The 18,867-nt window shown below is 68.6% G+C and carries 15 protein-coding genes; 7 read left to right on the top strand and 8 right to left on the bottom strand.

All coding sequences use genetic code 11. The features are described 5' to 3' along the window. Window positions 1-9: 9 nt before the first annotated feature. Entirely contained in the window at window positions 10-1,191 is a 1,182-nt protein-coding gene (locus G6N23_RS19375) for a lysylphosphatidylglycerol synthase transmembrane domain-containing protein (RefSeq protein WP_234808587.1), read from the bottom strand. A 78-nt stretch (window positions 1,192-1,269) separates the two neighbouring features. Between G6N23_RS19375 and G6N23_RS19370 the strand changes: the two genes are divergently transcribed. Next, entirely contained in the window at window positions 1,270-2,406 is a 1,137-nt protein-coding gene (locus G6N23_RS19370) for an AI-2E family transporter (protein ID WP_085260584.1), read from the top strand. Here the strand turns inward: G6N23_RS19370 and G6N23_RS19365 are convergent. From G6N23_RS19365 to trmB, 3 genes are all read right to left on the bottom strand, one after another. Continuing rightward, window positions 2,366-5,281 (bottom strand): trehalose monomycolate exporter MmpL3, encoded by a 2,916-nt coding sequence (locus tag G6N23_RS19365; protein ID WP_085260585.1) that lies wholly within the window; start codon window positions 5,279-5,281, stop codon window positions 2,366-2,368. The genes G6N23_RS19370 and G6N23_RS19365 overlap by 41 nt on opposite strands. 71 nt (window positions 5,282-5,352) lie before the next feature. Beyond that, complete coding sequence (locus G6N23_RS19360; RefSeq protein WP_234808597.1) at window positions 5,353-6,009, bottom strand: NYN domain-containing protein; 657 nt, start codon at window positions 6,007-6,009, stop codon at window positions 5,353-5,355. A gap of 32 nt (window positions 6,010-6,041) precedes the next feature. After that, complete coding sequence (gene trmB, locus G6N23_RS19355) at window positions 6,042-6,815, bottom strand: tRNA (guanosine(46)-N7)-methyltransferase TrmB (RefSeq protein ID WP_085260876.1); 774 nt, start codon at window positions 6,813-6,815, stop codon at window positions 6,042-6,044. 165 nt (window positions 6,816-6,980) lie between these two features. Here trmB and G6N23_RS19350 point away from each other — a divergent pair, with 165 nt between their 5' ends. The 5 genes from G6N23_RS19350 to fadD4 all read left to right on the top strand — a co-directional run bounded on the left by G6N23_RS19350 (window position 6,981) and on the right by fadD4 (window position 13,300). After that, window positions 6,981-7,958 carry a hypothetical protein gene (locus G6N23_RS19350; RefSeq protein WP_085260586.1) on the top strand — a complete coding sequence of 326 codons (978 nt, stop codon included), beginning with the start codon at window positions 6,981-6,983 and terminating at the stop codon, window positions 7,956-7,958. Next, window positions 7,955-9,565, top strand: coding sequence for a hypothetical protein (locus G6N23_RS19345; protein ID WP_085260878.1), 1,611 nt, complete (start codon window positions 7,955-7,957; stop codon window positions 9,563-9,565). The genes G6N23_RS19350 and G6N23_RS19345 overlap by 4 nt, the downstream gene beginning before the upstream one ends. Window positions 9,566-9,698: 133 nt before the next feature. Beyond that, window positions 9,699-11,519 carry a phosphoenolpyruvate carboxykinase (GTP) gene (locus G6N23_RS19340; RefSeq protein WP_085260587.1) on the top strand — a complete coding sequence of 607 codons (1,821 nt, stop codon included), beginning with the start codon at window positions 9,699-9,701 and terminating at the stop codon, window positions 11,517-11,519. Window positions 11,520-11,598: 79 nt separating this feature from the next. Further along, window positions 11,599-11,736, top strand: coding sequence for a hypothetical protein (locus tag G6N23_RS19335; protein WP_179961141.1), 138 nt, complete (start codon window positions 11,599-11,601; stop codon window positions 11,734-11,736). 34 nt (window positions 11,737-11,770) lie between these two features. Next, window positions 11,771-13,300, top strand: a complete 1,530-nt coding sequence (gene fadD4 / locus G6N23_RS19330) for a fatty-acid--CoA ligase FadD4 (protein WP_085260588.1) — start codon at window positions 11,771-11,773, stop codon at window positions 13,298-13,300. Here fadD4 and G6N23_RS19325 read toward each other — a convergent pair whose 3' ends face one another. Beyond that, the gene (locus G6N23_RS19325) at window positions 13,301-14,338 is read right to left on the bottom strand and encodes an FAD/NAD(P)-binding protein (RefSeq protein WP_234808588.1); all 1,038 of its coding nucleotides are present in this window, start codon (window positions 14,336-14,338) and stop codon (window positions 13,301-13,303) included. It abuts the gene before it with no gap. Window positions 14,339-14,488: 150 nt separating this feature from the next. After that, on the bottom strand, window positions 14,489-15,652 hold the full coding sequence (locus G6N23_RS19320) for an acyl-CoA dehydrogenase family protein (protein ID WP_085260589.1): 1,164 nt from the start codon (window positions 15,650-15,652) through the stop codon (window positions 14,489-14,491). A gap of 27 nt (window positions 15,653-15,679) precedes the next feature. Between G6N23_RS19320 and G6N23_RS19315 the strand changes: the two genes are divergently transcribed. Then, window positions 15,680-16,657: a MaoC family dehydratase gene (locus G6N23_RS19315; protein ID WP_085260590.1), complete on the top strand. Its 978-nt coding sequence runs from the start codon at window positions 15,680-15,682 to the stop codon at window positions 16,655-16,657. On the opposite strand, the gene G6N23_RS19310 is transcribed toward G6N23_RS19315, so the two are convergent. Together G6N23_RS19310 and G6N23_RS19305 are read right to left on the bottom strand one after the other, a co-directional pair. Then, window positions 16,654-17,808 (bottom strand): acyl-CoA dehydrogenase family protein, encoded by a 1,155-nt coding sequence (locus tag G6N23_RS19310; protein WP_085260591.1) that lies wholly within the window; start codon window positions 17,806-17,808, stop codon window positions 16,654-16,656. The two genes, G6N23_RS19315 and G6N23_RS19310, sit on opposite strands and share 4 nt — an antisense overlap. Window position 17,809: 1 nt before the next feature. Beyond that, entirely contained in the window at window positions 17,810-18,865 is a 1,056-nt protein-coding gene (locus G6N23_RS19305) for an acyl-CoA dehydrogenase family protein (RefSeq protein ID WP_085260592.1), read from the bottom strand. Window positions 18,866-18,867: the final 2 nt, after the last annotated feature.

Genomic DNA, 18,867 nt, shown 5'->3' with positions numbered 1-18,867 from the left:
AGCTGGCGCTCAGCCTGCCGCAGGTGCTCGGGCTGCTGCAGGCCGCACAGGCTCAGGGCGGACTGCCGGGCGGGCTGCCCGGCGGCGGCCTGCCGGTGAGTGGCCCGCCGGCCGGCGGGGTGACTCAGCCGGTGGCGGTTCGGTAGCGCCACCGTCGGCGGCGTCCTCGGTGCGGAAGACGAAGAAGAACACCACCCAACCGACGGCGCCGACGAGCAGCCAGCTGATCAGCCGATAGACCAGGACCGCGGAGATGGCGTCCGGCAGGCTCATCCCGCTGGACACCAGGCCCGGCACCAACACCGCCTCGACGACCAGCAGTCCGCCCGGGATCAGCGGAATCGTTCCTGCGGCACGGGCGGCGGCGTAGGCCACCGTCAAACCGGCCACCGACGCCCGTCCGCCGGCGGCATAGGCCGCGCACGCCAGGCAGGCGATGTCGGCGACCCAGTTGAACACCGACCAGCTGAATGCCGTCGACGCCGCTCGGCGGCCCAGGCTGACCGATTCCAGTTGCGCCAGCAGTCCGCGCCAGGCCGCCAGGCCGGTGCCGGCGGGCTTGTCGCGCACCGAGTTGACCCAGCACAGCGCGCGGACACCGATACCGTCGATCAGCTCCGGCCGTGATGCGACCGCCTGGGCCAGCAGCAGCAACGCGACGAAGCCGCCGAGGGTCAGCAGCAGGATGAACGGATTGTTGCGTGCCCCGAGCAGGAAAGCCCCGCCGAGCCCCAACAGTGCCAGCCCGACCGCCTGCAGCACTCCCGACATCACCAGCTGCCACGACGCCACCACCGGCGACGCTCCCCAGCGCCGTTGCTGCCGGTACAGGAAGGTCGTCGACAGCACCGGACCCCCGGGCAGCGTGGTGCTCAGCGAGTTGGCGGCGTAGAAGGCGGCCTCGGATCGCCACTGGCTCACGGTCACCCCGGCCGAGCGCAGCAGCGTGCGCTGGATCTGCGCGAAGCTGTGCATGGACGCCGCCGCCGCCAGAACCGCGCCGAACAGCCACCGACCGTCGGCGCTGCACAGACTGCGCCATGCGGTGGCCAGCTGGTCCCACACCAGCACGACCTCGACGGTCAGCACCACCGCGATGACACCGAGGATCACCGGACGCACCCACCGGTAGCGGGCGCCGGCGGGACGTTGCGGGGCCCGGGGCGGGGCGCCGATCACGTCGTGGGACACGGAATTAGAGGTTAACGGCGCGCCATGGATATTCGGCTACTCGATGTGCTCCCGCTGCGGCATCGTTACGCTACCGGGATGTCAGCCAGCGCAGACGAATCCGTACATCCCACGGTGCGCAAGGCGGCGGCGTGGGCCTGGCGCCTGCTGGTGTTGTTCGCCGCGGCGCTGGTGGTACTGCTGATCGCCCGGCGGCTCGAAGTGATCGTCGTCCCGGTGGCGCTGGCGATGATGATGTCGGCGTTGCTGCTGCCCGGCGTGGATTGGCTCGACCGGCGCGGGGTGCCGCGCGGCTTGGCGGTGTTCCTGCTGCTGCTCGGCGGGCTGGCGGCGCTCGCCGGATTGCTGAGCTTCGTGGTCGACCAGTTCATCGACGGGGTGCCCGGCCTGGTCGAGCAGGTCACCCAGGTGGTCAACTCGACCCAGCGGTGGCTGACCGAGGGGCCTCTGCATCTCAGCCGCGATCAGATCGACAGCGCCGGCGACACCGTTATCACCGGGTTGCGCAACAATCAGGCCAAGCTGACCAGCGGGGCGCTGTCGACGGCCGAGATCATCACCAAGATCTTCACCGGCGCCTTCGTCGTACTGTTCACGCTGATCTTCTTCCTCTACGGCGGCCGCAACATCTGGCGGTTCGTCGTCAAGTTCTTCCCGAGTGAGGTGCGCGAACGGGTGCACGAGGCCGGGATCGCCGGCTTCGAGTCGCTGATCGGCTACATCCGGGCCACCTTCCTGGTGGCGCTGGTCGACGCCGTCGGAATCGGCGTCGGTCTGGCGATCATGGCGGTGCCGTTGGCGCTGCCGCTGGCCTCCCTGGTGTTCCTGGGCGCTTTCATTCCTTTGGTCGGTGCGGTGCTCACCGGACTGCTGGCGGTGCTCGTCGCGCTGATCGCCAAGGGCTGGATCTATGCGTTGGTGACCCTGGGCCTGATCATCGCGGTCAACCAGCTGGAAGCCCATGTGCTGCAGCCGTTGGTGATGGGCCGCGCGGTGTCGATCCACCCGCTGGCGGTGGTGCTGGGAATCTCCACCGGAGGAATCCTGGCGGGCATCGTGGGCGCGCTGCTGGCGGTCCCGCTGATCGCCTTCATCGACCGGGCGGTGCGGGTCCTGGTCGGTCCGTCGGACGACAGCGTGTCCGACACGTCGTCAGACCCACCGGCCGTCACGATCAGTACCGGCCCTCCCGACGCAGCAGCTCCGCCGCACTGAGACCACCGGCGGCACCGCGCCGCTGCGGGTTGTCGCCGGATTTGTCGCCCTGGTCGCCGGGAGCGGTGAGCTTCTCGGTCGGCGGGTTGTCCGGGTCCGGGGGGTTCGAGGGGGCGCCCGGGGAACCCGGAACCGGGATGGCCGTGGTGGGGGCGTTCTCGACGTTCTCGGCCTCCGGGCTTTCCGGGGGCTTGGGCAGCGATCGCGTCTGCTCCTCGGAGGGCTGCGACTCCGGGGTGTCGGGTCGGCCCCGCGGGCGCGACGACGGCGCGCCACGGCCACCGCGCAGTTCGCCGAGCCATGACTCGATCTCGCGTTCCGGAACGGCCCCGTCGTTGCCGGGGGACTCCACCCGCTCGGTCACCGCCTCGGCCGCCGAGAACCGGGTGGTGGGCGGCTCGTCGGGACCGGTGCTGATCCGGTTGGTCCGGGCGCCCGACGGATTGCCGGTCACCGGCCTGGTCGGCAACTGTTCGACTGGGCGCGGGCGGGCCTGGACGGATCCGCTCGGGGCGGGGTGCGTGGGGTCGTGCGCGGGCCGCGGCGCGGCGGCACCTACCGGCGTCGGCGCGGCCGTCGCCGCCGGGAAGCGGCGGGTCACCTTCCGCCGCTCGTCGGGCAGCCGGATCTCGCCCAGCCCGATCCGGTTCTGCAGGCGCTTCATCCAGCGCGGAGCCCACCAACAGTCGTCGCCGAGCAGCTTCATCACCGACGGCACCAGGAACATCCGGATCACGGTGGCGTCCAGCAGCAGCGCCGCCATCAGGCCGAACGCCAGGTACTTCATCATCACCAGATCGGAGAACACGAACGACGCGGCAACCACGGCGAGAATCAGGGCGGCGGCGGTGATCAGCCGCCCGGTGGTCGCCGTACCGATCCGGATGGCTTCGGTGGTCGACATCCCGGATTCTCGGGCCTCCACCATCCGGGAGACCAGGAACACCTCGTAGTCGGTGGCCAGACCCCAGCCGACCGCGACAACCAGCGCGATCACCACCACCATCAACGGTGTGGGAGTGAAATTCAGCAGCCCGGCGCCGTGCCCGTCGACGAACATCCAGGTGAGGATTCCCATCGTCGCCCCGATGGTCAGCGCGCTCATCACCGCCGCCTTCAACGGCAGCACCAGTGAGCCGAACGCCAGGAACATCAACAAGGTGGTGGTGGTCAGCAGGATCACCAGCATCAGTGGCCCTTTGTCGACCATCGCGTGGATGCTGTCCTGCTCAAGCGCGGGGGTGCCACCAACCAGCACGGTGAGGCCCTTGGGTGTGCTCATGGCGCGCAGCGCCTTGATCTTCTGGGCCGCGTCGTTGCGGTTGATCAGGCCGTTCTCAATCACCCGGGCGGAGTGGTCCTTCGACGCTCCGGGCAGATACGGACGCTCCTTCCACATCTCGGCCGGGTCGTCGTCCGGCTCGACGAAGCCGCTGATCGCCATGGCCCGGTTGCGGATGTCGGCGACCTGCTGATCGGAGACCGGCTTGTCGGCGGTGCTCTGGATCACCAGCGTCAGCTTCTCGGTGCGGAAACCGGGAAAGATCTCGTCGAAGTGCTCCTGGGCCACCCGGGCGGTGTTGTCCGGCGGCAGGTACTTCTCGCTCATCCCGCCGAACGTCAGCTTGCCCAGCGGGATGATCAGCAGGATCATCGCGACCACGATCGGGATCGCAAACGCCAACGGCCGCTTCATCACGAAGTTGACCAGCTTGCCCCAGAAGCCGGCCTCGACCTCTTCGCGGGTCTTGGTCTTCTGGGTCTTCTCGGCGAACCAGCCGATGATGCGGTTGGAGAACTCCCAGTCCCGCAGGAACGGAACACGGTAGAGCGTGCGGACCCCGAGCGCGTCGACGTTGGAGCCCAGCACGCCCAGGATGGCCGGCAGCAGGGTGATCGACAGCAGTGCCGCCAGCCCCACCGCGGCGAAGAACGCATAGGTCAACGAGTGCACGAAACCCTGCGGCAGCACCAGCAAGCTGGCGCACGAGGCGATGATCAGCACCGCCGAGAACACCACCGTGCGTCCGGCGGTCATCACCGAGCGCCGGACCGCGGCCTCGGTGTCATAGCCCTCGGCGATCTCCTCTCGGAACCGGCTCACCACGAACAGGCCGTAGTCGATCGCGATACCGAGACCGATCAGCGAGACCACCGGCTGGGCGAAGAAGTGCACCGGCCCGAAATGGGTGGTGAGCTGCAGGATGCCCGTCGCCCCGGCGATACTCAAACCGCCGACGATTACCGGCAGGCTGGCGGCGATCACCCCGCCGAACACGAAGAACAACACCACCGCCACCAGCGGAAGGGCCAGCACCTCCATGCGCTGCTGGTCGCTGGCAATGGTCCCGGTCAGTGCGCTGGCGATCGGTTGCAGACCGCCGAGTTCGACCTTGCCGCCGTCGAGTTTCTGTAAGTCGGGTTCGGCCGTCTGGAAATTCTTGAGGATGGTGTCGTCGTCGTCGCCCTCGATCTGGATCGAAGCGAAGGCGTGCTTCTTGGCCGGGTCGGCCATGTTGGCGAGCGCTTCGGGATTGGTGAAGTAGCCGACCCAGCTCATGATCTGATCGGGATGATCGGCCTTGACCTTGTTCAGCCCGTTCTTGATCCCGTCGAACCACGCCTTATCGTCGACGGTCTCGCCCTCCGGCGCGGTGAACACCGCCACCACATGACTGGTGCGATCTCGGCCGTACACCTCGTCGCCGAGGACCGAGGCCTTGACCGACTGACTGCCGTCGTCGTAGAAGCCACTTTGGGTGACATGGTCACCCAGACTCATGCCGTAGACCCCACCGCCCAAGCAGAGCGCCACCATCACGCCGATTACGATGAACCGGTAGCGGTATACAGTTCGACCCCACCAGGCGAACACCTATACGCTCCTCACTAAAGTCTGTTGAGACATCTTTCGACCCGCGCGCCCCTTGTCAGGCTGTCCAGTTGTCACTCGCGCGAGGCCAGCAGTGAGCTCAGCGGCCGGAACGGCTGCAACCATGCGCCCTGCTCCGGCAGCGAATCCAGGCTGATCCGCGGCAGCCGCTCCCGGAATACACCAGGAATGTCTTCCAGGTCGACAAACTCCAAGGTATCCGAGGCTAGCGCCCAGCTGGCATGTTCGCGAAATCCGAGCACGCAGACGGCTATGCCGAGCCCGCACAGTTCTTCCAGGGGTTCCCGGAACGCCTGGCCGTCGGCGGAAGCCACCGCCACCGCGGCCAGTCCCTGCTCCTTCCGCAACGCGATGTGCGCCAGCATGTCGGAGTCGACATCACTGTCCTCGTCGATCTTCGGTTTGGCGAAGACCGCGAAACCCACGTTACGCAACGCCTCCACCCACGGCCGGACGACATCGGCGCTGCCCGGCGCGATGTTGGTGAACACCGTGGCCTCGGGTTCGACCGGCCACTGCGGGTGGCTCGCCGAGATCTCGGCGGTGCGGTTCAAAAGCCAGCGCCCGAGCGCGTCGAAGCGGGGCCGCTCCACCCCGGTCGGACGCCGCCCGAGGATCGCACCCAGACCCATGTCCAGATTCGGGGCGTCCCACACCAGCAGCACCCGGCGGGCCCGCGGCTCCTCAGCGGCCGGGTCCGCGATGACCATCGACGGGCCGGGGACCTCCGCCACGGTGTCGCTCACAATGGCTTCTCCCAGATCAACTCGGTGATCACACTGCCTGCGTCGCGGCCCTTCGCTTCGTACTTGGTGGTGGGCCGGGCGACCGAAATCGGTAATCCGGCGCGCCTCGAAGGGTCGGAAGGGTCGGTCACCCGGCGCAGGCCGGGCTCGCCGTCGCCGGCCTCGGCGATCTGTTCGGCGTAGCCGGCGTGGTCGGTCGCCGCGTGCAACACCCCGCCCGGCCGCAGCCGGTCCGCGATCAGGGCCATGGTGGACGGCTGCAGCAGCCGGCGCTTGTGGTGTCGGGCCTTGGGCCACGGGTCAGGGAAGAACACCCGCACTCCGATCAGGGACTCTCGCGCGATCAGGTGTTCCAGCACGTCGAGGCCATCGCCGCGCAGCAGCCGGATGTTGCCCAGCTGTTCCCGCTCGATCGCGCAGAGCAGCTGCGCCAGGCCACGCTCGTAGACCTCGACGGCGATGACGTCCAGATCGGGCTCGGCGCGGGCCATCGCGACCGTGGAGGTGCCGGCTCCGCAGCCGATCTCGAGCACCAGCGGGGCGTCCCGACCGAACCAGGGGCGCGGGTCCAGCGGATCGGGGCGGCCGGCACCCTCCGGCGCCACCACGTCCGCGCCCAGCTGGGGCCAGAGCCGCTCCCAGGTCTGGCGCTGGCCGGTGGAGAGCGCGGAGTGGCGATAGCGGACGCTGAAGTTTCGGCCACGCCGTGGGGTCGGTGCTTCGATATCGGCGACGTCTGATGGCGTCTCGACGTCGCGCTGCGCATGCATGCAGTCCATGGTGGCCCATGGGGTGCTGTGTACCCACGGCGCGGTCCACATTGATACCCAACAGTTGCCTAGATCGGCGTCGAAGCGCAGTGGTGACTCGCATCACGGGAGCGCAGCTGACACCATGGCCTCGAAGGTGCGGGCCGATTGGGCGATGCGGGAGGCATGGTCGTGATACAGGGGCACCAGCTCTTCGCCGACGGGCTGACCCGGCTGGCCGGCGAGATCTCCGATCCGGGGCTGTCGTCGATTGCCGCGGGCGTCGTCGCGCCGCTGCGGGTTGCGGTATTCGGCCGGCGCGGGGTGGGCCGGCGCACCGTCGCGGCAGCGTTGTCCGCCGCCGGGGTGTGCGTCGCCGACCGGCCTGACGCACCGGCAGACGCCCTCGTCCATGTGGTCGCCGAAGCGGTCAAGCCGGAGGACACCGCCGCGGTGCGGGCGGCGCGGCGCAGGCCGGTGCTGGTGGTGCTGAACAAAGTGGACCTGGCGGGGTGTTGCGGTGTCACCGACGTCGCGGCCGCCACTGACGCGCCGGCTGAATCGATGTCGGCGCTGTTCGCGCTCGCCGGGCTGGGGGAGCGACTGGACGCTGCGCTGTGGTCGGGGTTGTGTGGAATCGCTGCGCAGCCCGCCGACCTCAGCTGCGCCGAACACTTCGTGCGCTGCCCGCACGGGGTGCCGCGGCCGGTGCGCGAGCGGCTATGCGCCACCCTCGACCTGTCCGGGATCGAGCGGGTGCTCGAGCTGGCGCGGCGAGGCGGCACCGTGACGCAGGCCCGGATGATGCTGCGCCGGCTCAGCGGCGTCGACGGCGTCGTCGCGCGCCTGGGCGCACTGGGCGCCGGGGTGCGCCACCGGCGGATGTCGGAGGCGGTGGCCCGGCTGGAGGCGCTGGCGGTCGGCCGGGATTTCGCCGCCCGCATCGATGAGTTCCTGACCGATGACGCGACGGTGGCGGCCCGGATGTCCGCGGCGGCGGTCGTGCTCGGAGAGCGATGGGCGCCGGGCGACCCGGTGCTGCGGCGAGCCCGCCGGTGGCAGGCCTACCGCACTGCACCGGTGGGCATCACCGGGCGTGCCTGCGCCGCGGACATCGCCCGTGGGTCGCTGCGGGAGTGGGCCGCGACACGGGACCGCTCATGACCGCCGCTCGCGACATCGCCGACCCCGACCCGGCCGCCGCGGTGGACGCCCTGGTGGCCGAGATCGCTCCGGGGGTGCGCCCGCCGGCGGTGCGGCGCTGCGACGCCATCATGGTGACCGGCCCCTGGCTGGCGGGGGTCAGCGCGGTGGCGTCGGCACTGGCCGACCGGCTCCCGCAGTGGCGCGTGGTGGAAGCCACCGACCTGATGCCGGGGGAGGTGCCCTCGGCGGTGGTGTTCGTGGTGTCGGCGGCCGCGGCACTGACCGACTCGGACTGCGCGCTGCTCGACGCCGCGGCCGCCCACACCGACGTGGTGATCGGTGTGGTGTCCAAGATCGACGTGCACCGCCAGTGGCGGGAGATGCAGGAGGCGGCCCGCGAGACCCTCGCCGACTACGCGCCGCGGTACCGCGACGTGGCGTGGGTGGGGGCGGCCGCGGCACCTGAGCGGGGAGATCCGCGGGTGGACGGGCTGGTCGCCGAACTGGCCGAACTGCTCGGTGACGGTGCGGTAGAGCGCCGTAACCGGTTGCGGTCCTGGGAGTTTCAGCTGCGCACCGACGCCGATCGGATCGACCGCGACGCCCGCGCGGAGGGCCGGCGCGCCCGGGTGGCGCTGCTGCAGGAGCAACGCGACGAGGTGGTGCGGCAGCGGCGGATCACGAAATCCGAGCGGACGATCGCATTGCGCAGCCGCATCGCCCAGGCCCGGGTGCAGCTGGCCCACTTCGCCCGCAAGCGCTGCGCCTCGGTGCGCGGCGAGCTCGCCGAGGACGCCGCGGGAATGACCCGGCGCCGGCTGCCTGAGTTCGAGGCCTATGTGCGCGACCGGTTGCAGGAGGTCGTGGCCGAGGTCGACCAGGGCGTCGCCGAGCACCTGGCCGACGTCGCACAGGAGTTGGGTCTGTCCGGGGACACCGCGGCGGCGCCCTCGACCCCGCCGGCTCCGCAGAGCGAGCCCGGAGCGCCGGCGTTGGCGTCCCGGCGCCTGGAGACCCAGCTGATGACTCTGCTCGGCGCCGGTTTCGGTATGGGGGTGGCGTTGACGCTGAGTCGGCTGTTCGCCCATCTGGCCCCGGGTTTGACCGTGGCCGGTGCGGTGCTGTGTGTCGCTGTCGGGGTGGCCGTCACGGTGTGGGTGGTCCACATCCGCGGACTGCTGCGCGACCGGGCGGTGCTCGATCGCTGGGTGGGAGATGCGGCCGCCGCGCTGCGTTCGGCCCTGCAGGAGCAGGTGGCGCTGCGGGTGGTGGCCGCCGAGTCGGCACTGACCGCTGAACTGGCCGAGCGCAACGAAATCGAGGCGGCGCGGGCCGCTGACCGGATCGCCGCGCTGGACCGGGAACTGCGTGAGCACGCCGCCGCGAGCGCCCGGGCCGCGGCGGTGCGAGATCGGCAGCTGCCGACGCTGCAGCGGGCACTGGCCGCGGTGCGCTCCGAACTCGGCAGTTCAGCGAGCCTCGACGGAGGAGAGGCGACGCTGGGGCTGCCGGATCAGCCGAGCAGTTCAGTGAGCCTCGACGGAGGAGAGGCGACGCTGGGGCTACTGCCGGATCAACTGGATGAATCGGGTCCGGAGGAGACCACGCGAGCGGCCGCCGACTAGCCGGGTGTACGCCCGCTTCGCCGCGCGCCGATATGCACGGTAACCTCTTATCTAATGAAGGTATAAGAGGTGGACTGCGGCGCACATCAGCGGCAACGCCACGAAGTGACACAGGTTACAACAGGAGAGTTCAATGACCTCAGCGACCATCCCCGGTCTGGACACCGCCCCGACAAAACACCGCGGGTTGCTGGCCTGGGTCCAGGAGGTCGCCGAGCTCACCCAGCCGGACCGGGTGGAGTGGTCTGACGGTTCGGACGGCGAGTGGGACCGGTTGATGGCCGGGCTGGTGGAGGCCGGAACCGCGGTCAAGCTCGACGAGGCGAAGAAGCCGAACTCCTACCTGGCGCTCTCCGACCCCGCCGATGTGGCCCGGGTCGAGTCCCGGACGTTCATCTGCACCCGCACCGAGGAGGGCGCCGGCCCTACCAACAACTGGATGGACCCCGACGAGATGCGGGCCACCATGACCGAGCTGTACCGGGGCTGCATGCGTGGTCGCACGATGTACGTGGTGCCGTTCTGCATGGGGCCGCTGGGTGCTGAGGACCCCAAGCTCGGCGTGGAGATCACCGACTCGGCCTACGTGGTGACCTCGATGAAGGTCATGACCCGGATGGGTACCGCGGCGCTGAACAAGATCGGCACCGACGGGGACTTCGTCAAGGGCTTGCACTCGGTGGGTGCGCCGCTGGCCGAGGGTCAGCAGGACGTGCCGTGGCCGTGCAATGAGGAGAAGTACATCACCCACTTCCCGGAGACCCGGGAGATCTGGAGCTACGGCTCCGGCTACGGCGGCAACGCGCTGCTGGGCAAGAAGTGTTACGCGCTGCGGATCGCCTCGGCGATGGCCCACGACGAGGGTTGGCTGGCCGAGCACATGCTGATCCTCAAGCTGATCTCTCCGGAGAACAAGGCCTACTACATCGCCGCCGCCTTCCCGTCGGCCTGCGGCAAGACAAACCTGGCCATGATCCAGCCCACGATCCCTGGTTGGCGCGCGGAGACCCTCGGCGACGACATCGCCTGGATGCGGTTCGGTAAGGACGGCCGGCTCTATGCGGTCAACCCGGAGGCCGGCTTCTTCGGCGTGGCGCCGGGCACCTCCTACAGCTCCAACCCGAACGCGATGAAGACCGTCGAGGCCGGCAACACCATCTACACCAACGTCGCGCACACCGACGATAACGACATCTGGTGGGAGGGCATCGACGGGGAGACCCCGGAGCACCTCACCGACTGGAAGGGCAACGACTGGACGCCCGAGTCGGGCACCCCTGCCGCGCACCCGAACTCGCGGTACTGCACCCCGATGTCGCAGTGCCCGATCCTGGCCCCGGAGTGGGACGACCCGGCCGGTGTGCCGATCTCGGCGATCCTGTTCGGCGCTCGGCGCAAGACCACCGTTCCGTTGGTGAGCGAGGCCCGCGACTGGCAGCACGGTGTGTTCATCGGCGCCACAATGGGTTCCGAGCAGACAGCCGCCGCTGAAGGCACAGTGGGCAAGGTCCGTAGGGACCCGATGGCGATGCTGCCGTTCATCGGCTACAACGCCGGCCACTACATGCAGCACTGGATCGACATCGGCAAGAACTCCGACGAGTCCAAGCTGCCGAAGGTGTTCTTCGTCAACTGGTTCCGCCGCGGCGAGGACGGCCGCTTCCTGTGGCCCGGATTCGGTGAGAACAGCCGGGTGCTCAAGTGGATCATCGACCGGGTCGAGGGCAAGGGCTCCGGCGAGTCCACGCCGATCGGCACCGTGCCGCACGCCTCAGATCTGGAGCTGGCCGGACTCGAGGTCGACCCCGCCGATGTGGAGCAGGCGCTGACCGTCGACGTCGACGAGTGGCGTGCCGAGTTGCCGCTGATCGAGGAGTGGTTCGAGTTCATCGGCGACCAGCTGCCCACCGGCCTGCGCGACGAATTCGACGCCCTCAAGCAGCGCCTGGGTTAATCCCTGGCGAGCAGACACGGGGTTAGTCCGACTGGACTAAGACTAAGACCGGTAATTTCGGGTCATAGCGGGTTGGTCGATGTCGCACGGTTTCGCGACGCTGTTCTCGACCGGGAATCTTCCCGACCGCGTCCGTACCGATCCCGACGTCGCCGCCGCCCTCGTTGCCCGGGGCGCCTTTATGATCAGCGAACTCGGCCCGAACCCGACCAGTTGACACCCGTCAAGTTTGGCGGCGGTACAGTCTGCGCATGCAGATTCGCGAGCATCTCGGCGCCGACAAGCCGGCCATCATCTTGCACCCGTCCGGCACCGTCATCACCTTCGATGACCTCGAGGCGCGCGCCAACCGGTTGGCGCACTACTTCCGCCGCGCCGGGCTGGTCGAGGGTGACACCGTGGCGATCCTCATGGAGAACAACGAGCACATCCATGCGGTGATGTGGGCGGCGCGGCGCAGCGGCCTGTACTACGTTCCGATCAACACCCACCTGACCGCCGCCGAGGCCGCCTACATCATCGACAACAGCGCCGCCAAGGGAGTCATCGGTTCCGCAGCGCTGCGCAAGACCTGCGAGAACCTGGCCGAGTACCTGCCCAACGGCCTTCCCGAGCTGCTGATGATCGCCTCGGGAACCGAAGAGGCCGACCTGGACGGTTGGCAGCGCTATCCGGAATGCGTTGCCGATCAACCCGTCACGCCGATCGACGACGAGATCGAGGGCGACCTGCTGCAGTACTCGTCGGGGACCACCGGGCGACCCAAGGGGATTAAACGTGCACTGCCGCATCTACCGCCGGCCGAGGCGCCGGGGCTGATGTCGATGCTGGTGTCGGTGTGGATGACTCCCGACTCGGTCTATCTGAGCCCGGCGCCGCTGTATCACACCGCCCCGTCGGTGTGGTCGATGCAGGTGCAGGCCGCCGGTATCACCACGGTGGTGCTGGAGAAGTTCGATCCGGAGGGCTGCCTCGACGCGATCCAGCGCCATCGGGTCACGCATGCCCAGTTCGTTCCGGCCCACTTCACCCGGATGCTGAAATTGCCTGACGCGGTACGGGATTCCTACGACGTCTCCAGTTTGCAGCGGGTGATGCACGCGGCGGCGCCGTGCCCGGTGGAGATCAAGAAGCAGATGATCGACTGGTGGGGCCCGATCGTCGACGAATACTACGCCTCCTCCGAGGCGCACGGATCGACGCTGATCAGCGCCGAGGAGTGGCTGGCCCGTCCGGGCTCGGTCGGCAAGCCGATGATGGGCGGGGTGCACATCCTCGACGAGGACGGCAACGAACTGCCCGCCGGCCAGCCCGGCGAGATCTATTTCGAGGGCGGCAACACCTTCGAATATCTCAATGACCCGGACAAGACGGCCAATTCGCGCAACAGCCGCGGATGGGCCACCGTCGGCGACATCGGTTACCTCGACGAGGACGGGTATCTGTACCTCACCGACCGCCGGCACCACATGATCATCTCGGGCGGTGTGAACATCTACCCGCAGGAAGCCGAGAACCTGTTGATCACCCATCCGAAGGTGATGGACGCGGCGGTGTTCGGCATCCCGGACAACGAGATGGGACAGCGCGTCAAAGCGGTGGTGCAAACCGTCGATCCGTCCGACGCCACCGACGCCTTCGCCGAGGAGCTGTCAGATTGGCTGCGAGAACGATTGGCGCACTACAAGTGTCCGCGTTCGATCTCCTTCGAGGCGCAACTGCCGCGCACCGACACCGGCAAGCTGTACAAGAACGAGCTGGTGGCGAAGTACTCCGGGTGATCACGTGCTGTAGCGCAGCCACAGCGGCAGGGCATCATCGAGCAACTGGATGAACTTGTGCAAGCCGACCCGGTACTCGCCGGATCCCAGCGGGGTAATCCGGTATTCGGGGAAAGCGATGCCGATCCCGAACAGCCCGGGAGCCAGGATCCCGTTGCTGGCATCGTAATTCAGCGGCCCCCATTGAGGTGTCACCGGAAGCTGTCTGCGCTCGAATCCCACGGTGTAGACGACGTGGCTGCACTCCCGGAGGCGCTCACCGAACTCGGGACTGTTGACCGAGCACCTGTCCAGGCGCGGCGGGTAGGTTCCGTCGATGTTCTCCCGGGCCCACCGGGCGGCCTGCCCTTTGAGGCCGGTGTCGTCGAACAGTATCCAATCCTGCAGATAAACAGCATATTTGAGCGGGCTGCGATAGAAGTTGATCACATTGCGTACCGGCGTCTCCAGAAGGTTCGGCAGGGCGATCATCGACGAGTGCGACGAGCCGAACACGGCGACGACGGCCCCGTCGAGATCGAGTTCTGCGAGTTTGCCTGGATCGAGGGCGGCTTCGACCGGGATCTCTTCGAGCCCGGTGTGGCTGAGCTTCCTGGGAACCGATCCGATCGCAAGGATGACGTTCTTCGACGTGAGGTCGCCCTGACCGGTGCGTACCGTCCAGCGGCGGTCACGTAGCCAGAGCTCGGTGGCCACCGTCGGCATCGGTACGACCTCCTCGCGCAGCTGACCCGAGACCCACACCAGCGGATCGGCGACCATCCGCAGCGGGCACGTCTGGCCCGGATCGATGTTCCCCAGTTCAAACGGAGGCGCTTGTCCGAAGCGAAAGGACGCGGAGGCGTTCAGGTAGTCGAGAAACAGTCCGACGTGAGTGTTGCTGGGCACGGCCCGCCATTTGGCTCCGAGATCGCCGGCGCCAAATTCCGGGTCTATCCACGCGATCTCCTTCCCGGCGATGCCGTGGTCAAGTAGCCGGCCCACCGCGGCGATGCCGGCCGGGCCCGCGCCGACCACGGCCCAGGAATAGCTGCCCATACCGCGATAGTTCCATCCGACCGACTTCCTCCGGTAGGACGCGACGCTCGAACCGGACGCAAATCGGCCCAACACGGCGCCTTCGGTGGTGCCGGTTGGGGCGACCCGAACCGGGCAACCACCTCCGGGAACACCGGCGGCCCGAGCGGGCTAGATCCCGCCGCGGGCCACCAACTGTGCGGCGATCACGTTGCGCTGGATCTCGTTGGTGCCCTCGCCGACGATCATCAGCGGTGCGTCCCGGAAGTAGCGTTCCACGTCGTACTCGGTGGAGTAGCCGTAACCGCCGTGGATGCGCACCGCGTTCAGCGCGATCTCCATCGCCGTCTCGGAGGCGAACAGCTTGGCCATGCCGGCTTCCATGTCGCAGCGCTGCCCGCTGTCGTAGCGTTCGGCGGCGTAGCGGGTGAGCTGGCGGGCGGCGGTCAGTTTGGTGGCCATGTCGGCCAGATAGTTACCGACACTTTGATGCTTCCAGATCGGCTGACCGAAACTCTCCCGTTGCTGGGCGTAGGCCAGCGCGTCCTCCAGCGCGGCGGTCGCCACCCCCAAGGCTCGTGCCGCCACCTGGATGCGACCGGTCTCCAGGCCCTTCATCATCTGGGCGAAGCCGTGGCCCGGTACTGCGCCCAGCACCGCCGTGGCCGGCACCTGGCAACCGTCGAAACTCAGCTCACAGCTCTCCACGCCCTTGTAGCCCAACTTGGGCAGGTCTCGGGAGATCGTCAGTCCGTCAATCGGGTTGTCCACCAGCAACACCGAGATCCCGCTGTGCCGCGGGGTGGCCTTCGGATCGGTTTTGGCCAGCAGCGCGATCAAACCCGAGTAGCGAGCATTGGAGATCCAGGTCTTGGCGCCGTTGATCACCAACGTGTCGGGTGCCGCAGCAGGCACCGCGGTGGTGGTCATGTTCTGCAGGTCGCTGCCGCCTCCCGGCTCGGTCAGCGCCATGGTGGCCCGCAGCGCGCCGGTGGCCATGGCGGGCAGATAGCGCTGCTTCTGCTCCTCGGTGCCGAACAATGTCAGGAGTTTGGCCACGACGGTGTGCCCGCCCATCGCGCCGGCCAGGCTCATCCAGCCACGCGCCAGCTCCTGGGTGATCAGTACGTAGCACGGCATCGACACCGGGTTGCCGCCGTATTCCTCGGGGATGGCAAGCCCGTAGATGCCGAGGTGCTTCATCTGCTCGATCCAGGCCTCGGGATAGGTGTTGGCGTGTTCGACATCGCGAACGGTCGGCTTCACCTCCCGGTCGACGAACAGGCGGACGGTCTCGACCAGAATCGACTCTTCGTCGGTCAGCGGGGACGTCATTGGTTCACCGTATGTCAGGATTTCCAGATGACGAGCGGCCCCTACTTCGACGAACTCCAAGTCGGTCAGGTGTTCGACGCGGCCCCGGCGATGACGCTGACAGCCGGCGCCGCCGCACTGCATCAGGCGATCCTCGGCGACCGGCTGCGTCTGCCGCTGGACGCCGAGCTGTCCCGGGTGGTCACCGGGGCGACCACGCCGCTGGCCCACCCTGGCCTGGTGTGCGACGTCGCGATCGGGCAGTCCACGTTGGTCACCCGCCGTGTCAAGGCCAACCTGTTCTACCGGGGCCTGGCCTTCTTCCGATTCCCGGTGATCGGCGACACGCTGTTCACCCGCACCGAAGTCGTGGGGCTGAAACAGAACTCGGCGAGGCCCGGCCGGGAGCCCACCGGGCTGGTGGCGCTGCGGGTGACCACCATCGATCAGGTCGACCGGTTGGTGCTCGACTTCTACCGCTGCGCGATGCTGCCGCTGTCACCGGGTGCTTCCGACACCGGCCACCGCGACGATCTGTCCACCGTCGGCGCCGGACTCGCGGCGCCACCGGATGTCACCGCGCACTGGGACGCCGAAGAGTTCCGGCGGCGGGTTCCCGGCCCGCATTTCGACCATGCCGAGGCCGGCGTGAAAGGTGCCGTGCTGACCAGTAGCGGCGATGTGGTCAGCTCGGCCCCGGAATTGGCCCGCCTGACACTCAATATCGCTGCCACCCACCATGACTCGCGGGTGGCGGGGCAGCGCCTGGTCTACGGCGGCCACACCATCGGACTGGCGCTGGCGCAGGCCTGCCGTCTACTGCCGAATCTGGTCACGGTGCTGGGCTGGAAGTCCTGCGATCACACCGGTCCGGTCCACGAAGGCGACACCCTCTACAGCGAACTGCATGTCGAATCGGCCGCCGACAACGTCCTGGGGTTGCGATCTCTGGTCTATGCGGCCGGGGCCGCCGGCGAGACGGATCGTCAGGTGCTGGACTGGCGTTTCACCGCCCTGCAGTTCTAGTGCGGGAGTTCGCGGAACGGGGCATCCCGGTACGGGTCGGGCTCCTTGGGCAGGCCGAGCACCCGCTCACCGATGATGTTGCGCTGAATCTGATCGGTGCCGCCTCCGATGGAGGTGAAGTAGGCGTTGAGCGCCCGGAACGTCACCGCGTCACCGACCGGATTCTCCGGTCCGCTCAGCATCGACTCGGCGCCGACGATCTCAGTGGCCACCCGGGCCGTCTCGTGCAGGATCCGGGACATCGCGATCTTGCCGAGCGCCAGCAGGGTCGCGGCCTCGGCGCGGTCGGTACTGGTCTTGGCCCGCTGGGTGTTCCACCGGTTCACCGTGGACAGCGCTTGCGCGCGGGCGATCTGCTGGCGGATGTGGGAGTCGCCCAGGCAACCGGCGTCGCGCGCCAATTCGACCAGGTCGCCGGACTTCTCACGGCGGCCGCGGGTGGTACGCGCGACATCACCCATCAGCCGGCGCTCGTAACCCAACGCGACCTGCAGCACCGACCAGCCGGCACCCGGCTCACCGATCCGGTTCGCGTCGGGCACCCGGGCGTCGGTCAGGAACACCTCGTTGAACTCCGATTCGCCGGTGATTTGGTGGATCGGTCGGATCTCCACACCGGGCTGGCGCATCGGCAGCATGAAGAACGTGATGCCGTTGTGCTTGGGCACATCGGGGTCGGTACGCGCCACCAGTAAGCCGTAGTCGGCGGTGGTCGCGAACGACGTCCACACCTTCTGCCCGTTGACGATCCAGTCGGAGCCGTCGCGTTCGGCGCGGGTGCGCAGGCCGGCTAGATCCGATCCCGCGCCGGGTTCGCTGTAGAGCAGGCACCACTTGCTCTCGCCGCGCAACGCCGGGGGCAGCAGCCTGCGCTTCTGATCTTCGGAGCCACAGTCGTGCACGGTGCAGGCGAACAGGTCGGCCCGGTCGTGCCCTGTTCCCGGGGCGCCCACCGCCGTGAATTCGGCTGCCACCATCCGGGATTGACGGTCGGTGAGCCCGCGGCCGTAGCAGCTCGGCTCCCAGCTGGGTGCGGCCCAGCCCGCTTCCAGGACGGCCGTGGCGAAGGTGGCCCGGTCGGTGTCGGGTGACCAGTTGGCGGCCAGCCAGGCCCGGACCTCGGCCCGCAAGGCGTCGTCGGTGTCGGTCATCTCACGCTCCGATCTCACGCAGGTAGCGCTCGCGGTGCCAGGAGGGGCTGCCGAACAGCTGGGCGTCGCCGCGGGCCCGGCGCAGATACCGGTGCGCGGGGTGCTCCCAGGTGAATCCGATGCCGCCGTGCACCTGAATGTTGGTGGCGCCCACGAAGACGAATGCGTCCGAGCAGTAGGCCTGTGCCAGCGCGAGGTCGGCGAGCCAGCCCGGCGAACCGTCGGCGGCAGCCGCGGCGACGTGGCGCGCGGCCGACACCGCGGACTCGGCCTCCAACAGCATGTCGGCGCACATGTGCTTGACGGCCTGGAAGCTGCCGATCGCCCGGCCGAACTGATAGCGGGTCTTGGCGTAGTCGCGGGCCATCTCCATCGCGCGCCGGGCCGCACCGGCCTGCTCGCCGAGCAGCGCCACCGCCGAGTGGTCCAGCGCCACCGTCAACGCCTCGACGCCGCTTCCCGGCGTGCCGACCGCGGTGGCCGGGGCATCGGCGAAGCGGACGGCGCACAACCGGCGGGACTGATCGACCGTAGTCGACGGTTCCACGGTGACGCCCGGCCCGGCGGGATCGACGGCGAAAACGCCCGGCCCGGTGTCGGTGGTGGCCAGGACGTAGAGCAGATCAGCGGAGTCGGCGTCGAGCACGAACCGCTTCTCACCGGTAACCAGCGCCGTCCCGTCGCCGCGCGCGGATGTCACGGGAGCCGCCGGCGGGCGGGTCGAGGCACCCTCGGCGAAAGCGACCGCAACCCGGGACCGCCCGGCGGCGATCGCCGGCAGCACGGTCTCGCTTTGCGTCGGATCATCGAGGACCGCAAGGAGATTCACCGCGAGCACGGCCGTCGACAAGTACGGGCCGGCGAACAGTGCCCGGCCCAGCTCCTCGGCCACCACGCCCAACTCGACCGGTCCGGCGCCGGCGCCACCGTACTGTTCGGGCACCAGCAGCCCCAGCAGGCCCATCGCGCCCAGTTCGTCCCAGCCACCGTCGTCGGTCTTGGCCATCAACTCGGCGATCGCACCGCGCAGCGCGCGCAGCTCCTCAGAACCCACCATCT

Origin of the sequence: Mycolicibacter terrae (assembly GCF_010727125.1) — a bacterium.
Taxonomy (GTDB): Bacteria; Actinomycetota; Actinomycetes; order Mycobacteriales; family Mycobacteriaceae; genus Mycobacterium; species Mycobacterium terrae.
Note: the sequence above shows the minus strand (reverse complement) of the source record. Positions and strands in the feature narration are given on the sequence as shown.

Coding starts and splice junctions, on each gene's coding strand:
- G6N23_RS19325 (WP_234808588.1), bottom strand. CDS start 14,338: ATGGGCAGCTATTCCTGGGCCGTGGTCGGCGCGGGCCCGGCCGGCATC.
- G6N23_RS19305 (WP_085260592.1), bottom strand. CDS start 18,865: ATGGTGGGTTCTGAGGAGCTGCGCGCGCTGCGCGGTGCGATCGCCGAG.
- G6N23_RS19320 (WP_085260589.1), bottom strand. CDS start 15,652: ATGACGTCCCCGCTGACCGACGAAGAGTCGATTCTGGTCGAGACCGTC.
- G6N23_RS19370 (WP_085260584.1), top strand. CDS start 1,270: ATGTCAGCCAGCGCAGACGAATCCGTACATCCCACGGTGCGCAAGGCG.
- G6N23_RS19335 (WP_179961141.1), top strand. CDS start 11,599: ATGTCGCACGGTTTCGCGACGCTGTTCTCGACCGGGAATCTTCCCGAC.
- fadD4 (WP_085260588.1), top strand. CDS start 11,771: ATGCAGATTCGCGAGCATCTCGGCGCCGACAAGCCGGCCATCATCTTG.
- G6N23_RS19315 (WP_085260590.1), top strand. CDS start 15,680: ATGACGAGCGGCCCCTACTTCGACGAACTCCAAGTCGGTCAGGTGTTC.
- G6N23_RS19310 (WP_085260591.1), bottom strand. CDS start 17,808: ATGACCGACACCGACGACGCCTTGCGGGCCGAGGTCCGGGCCTGGCTG.
- G6N23_RS19345 (WP_085260878.1), top strand. CDS start 7,955: ATGACCGCCGCTCGCGACATCGCCGACCCCGACCCGGCCGCCGCGGTG.
- trmB (WP_085260876.1), bottom strand. CDS start 6,815: ATGCATGCGCAGCGCGACGTCGAGACGCCATCAGACGTCGCCGATATC.
- G6N23_RS19350 (WP_085260586.1), top strand. CDS start 6,981: ATGGTCGTGATACAGGGGCACCAGCTCTTCGCCGACGGGCTGACCCGG.
- G6N23_RS19340 (WP_085260587.1), top strand. CDS start 9,699: ATGACCTCAGCGACCATCCCCGGTCTGGACACCGCCCCGACAAAACAC.
- G6N23_RS19360 (WP_234808597.1), bottom strand. CDS start 6,009: ATGGTCATCGCGGACCCGGCCGCTGAGGAGCCGCGGGCCCGCCGGGTG.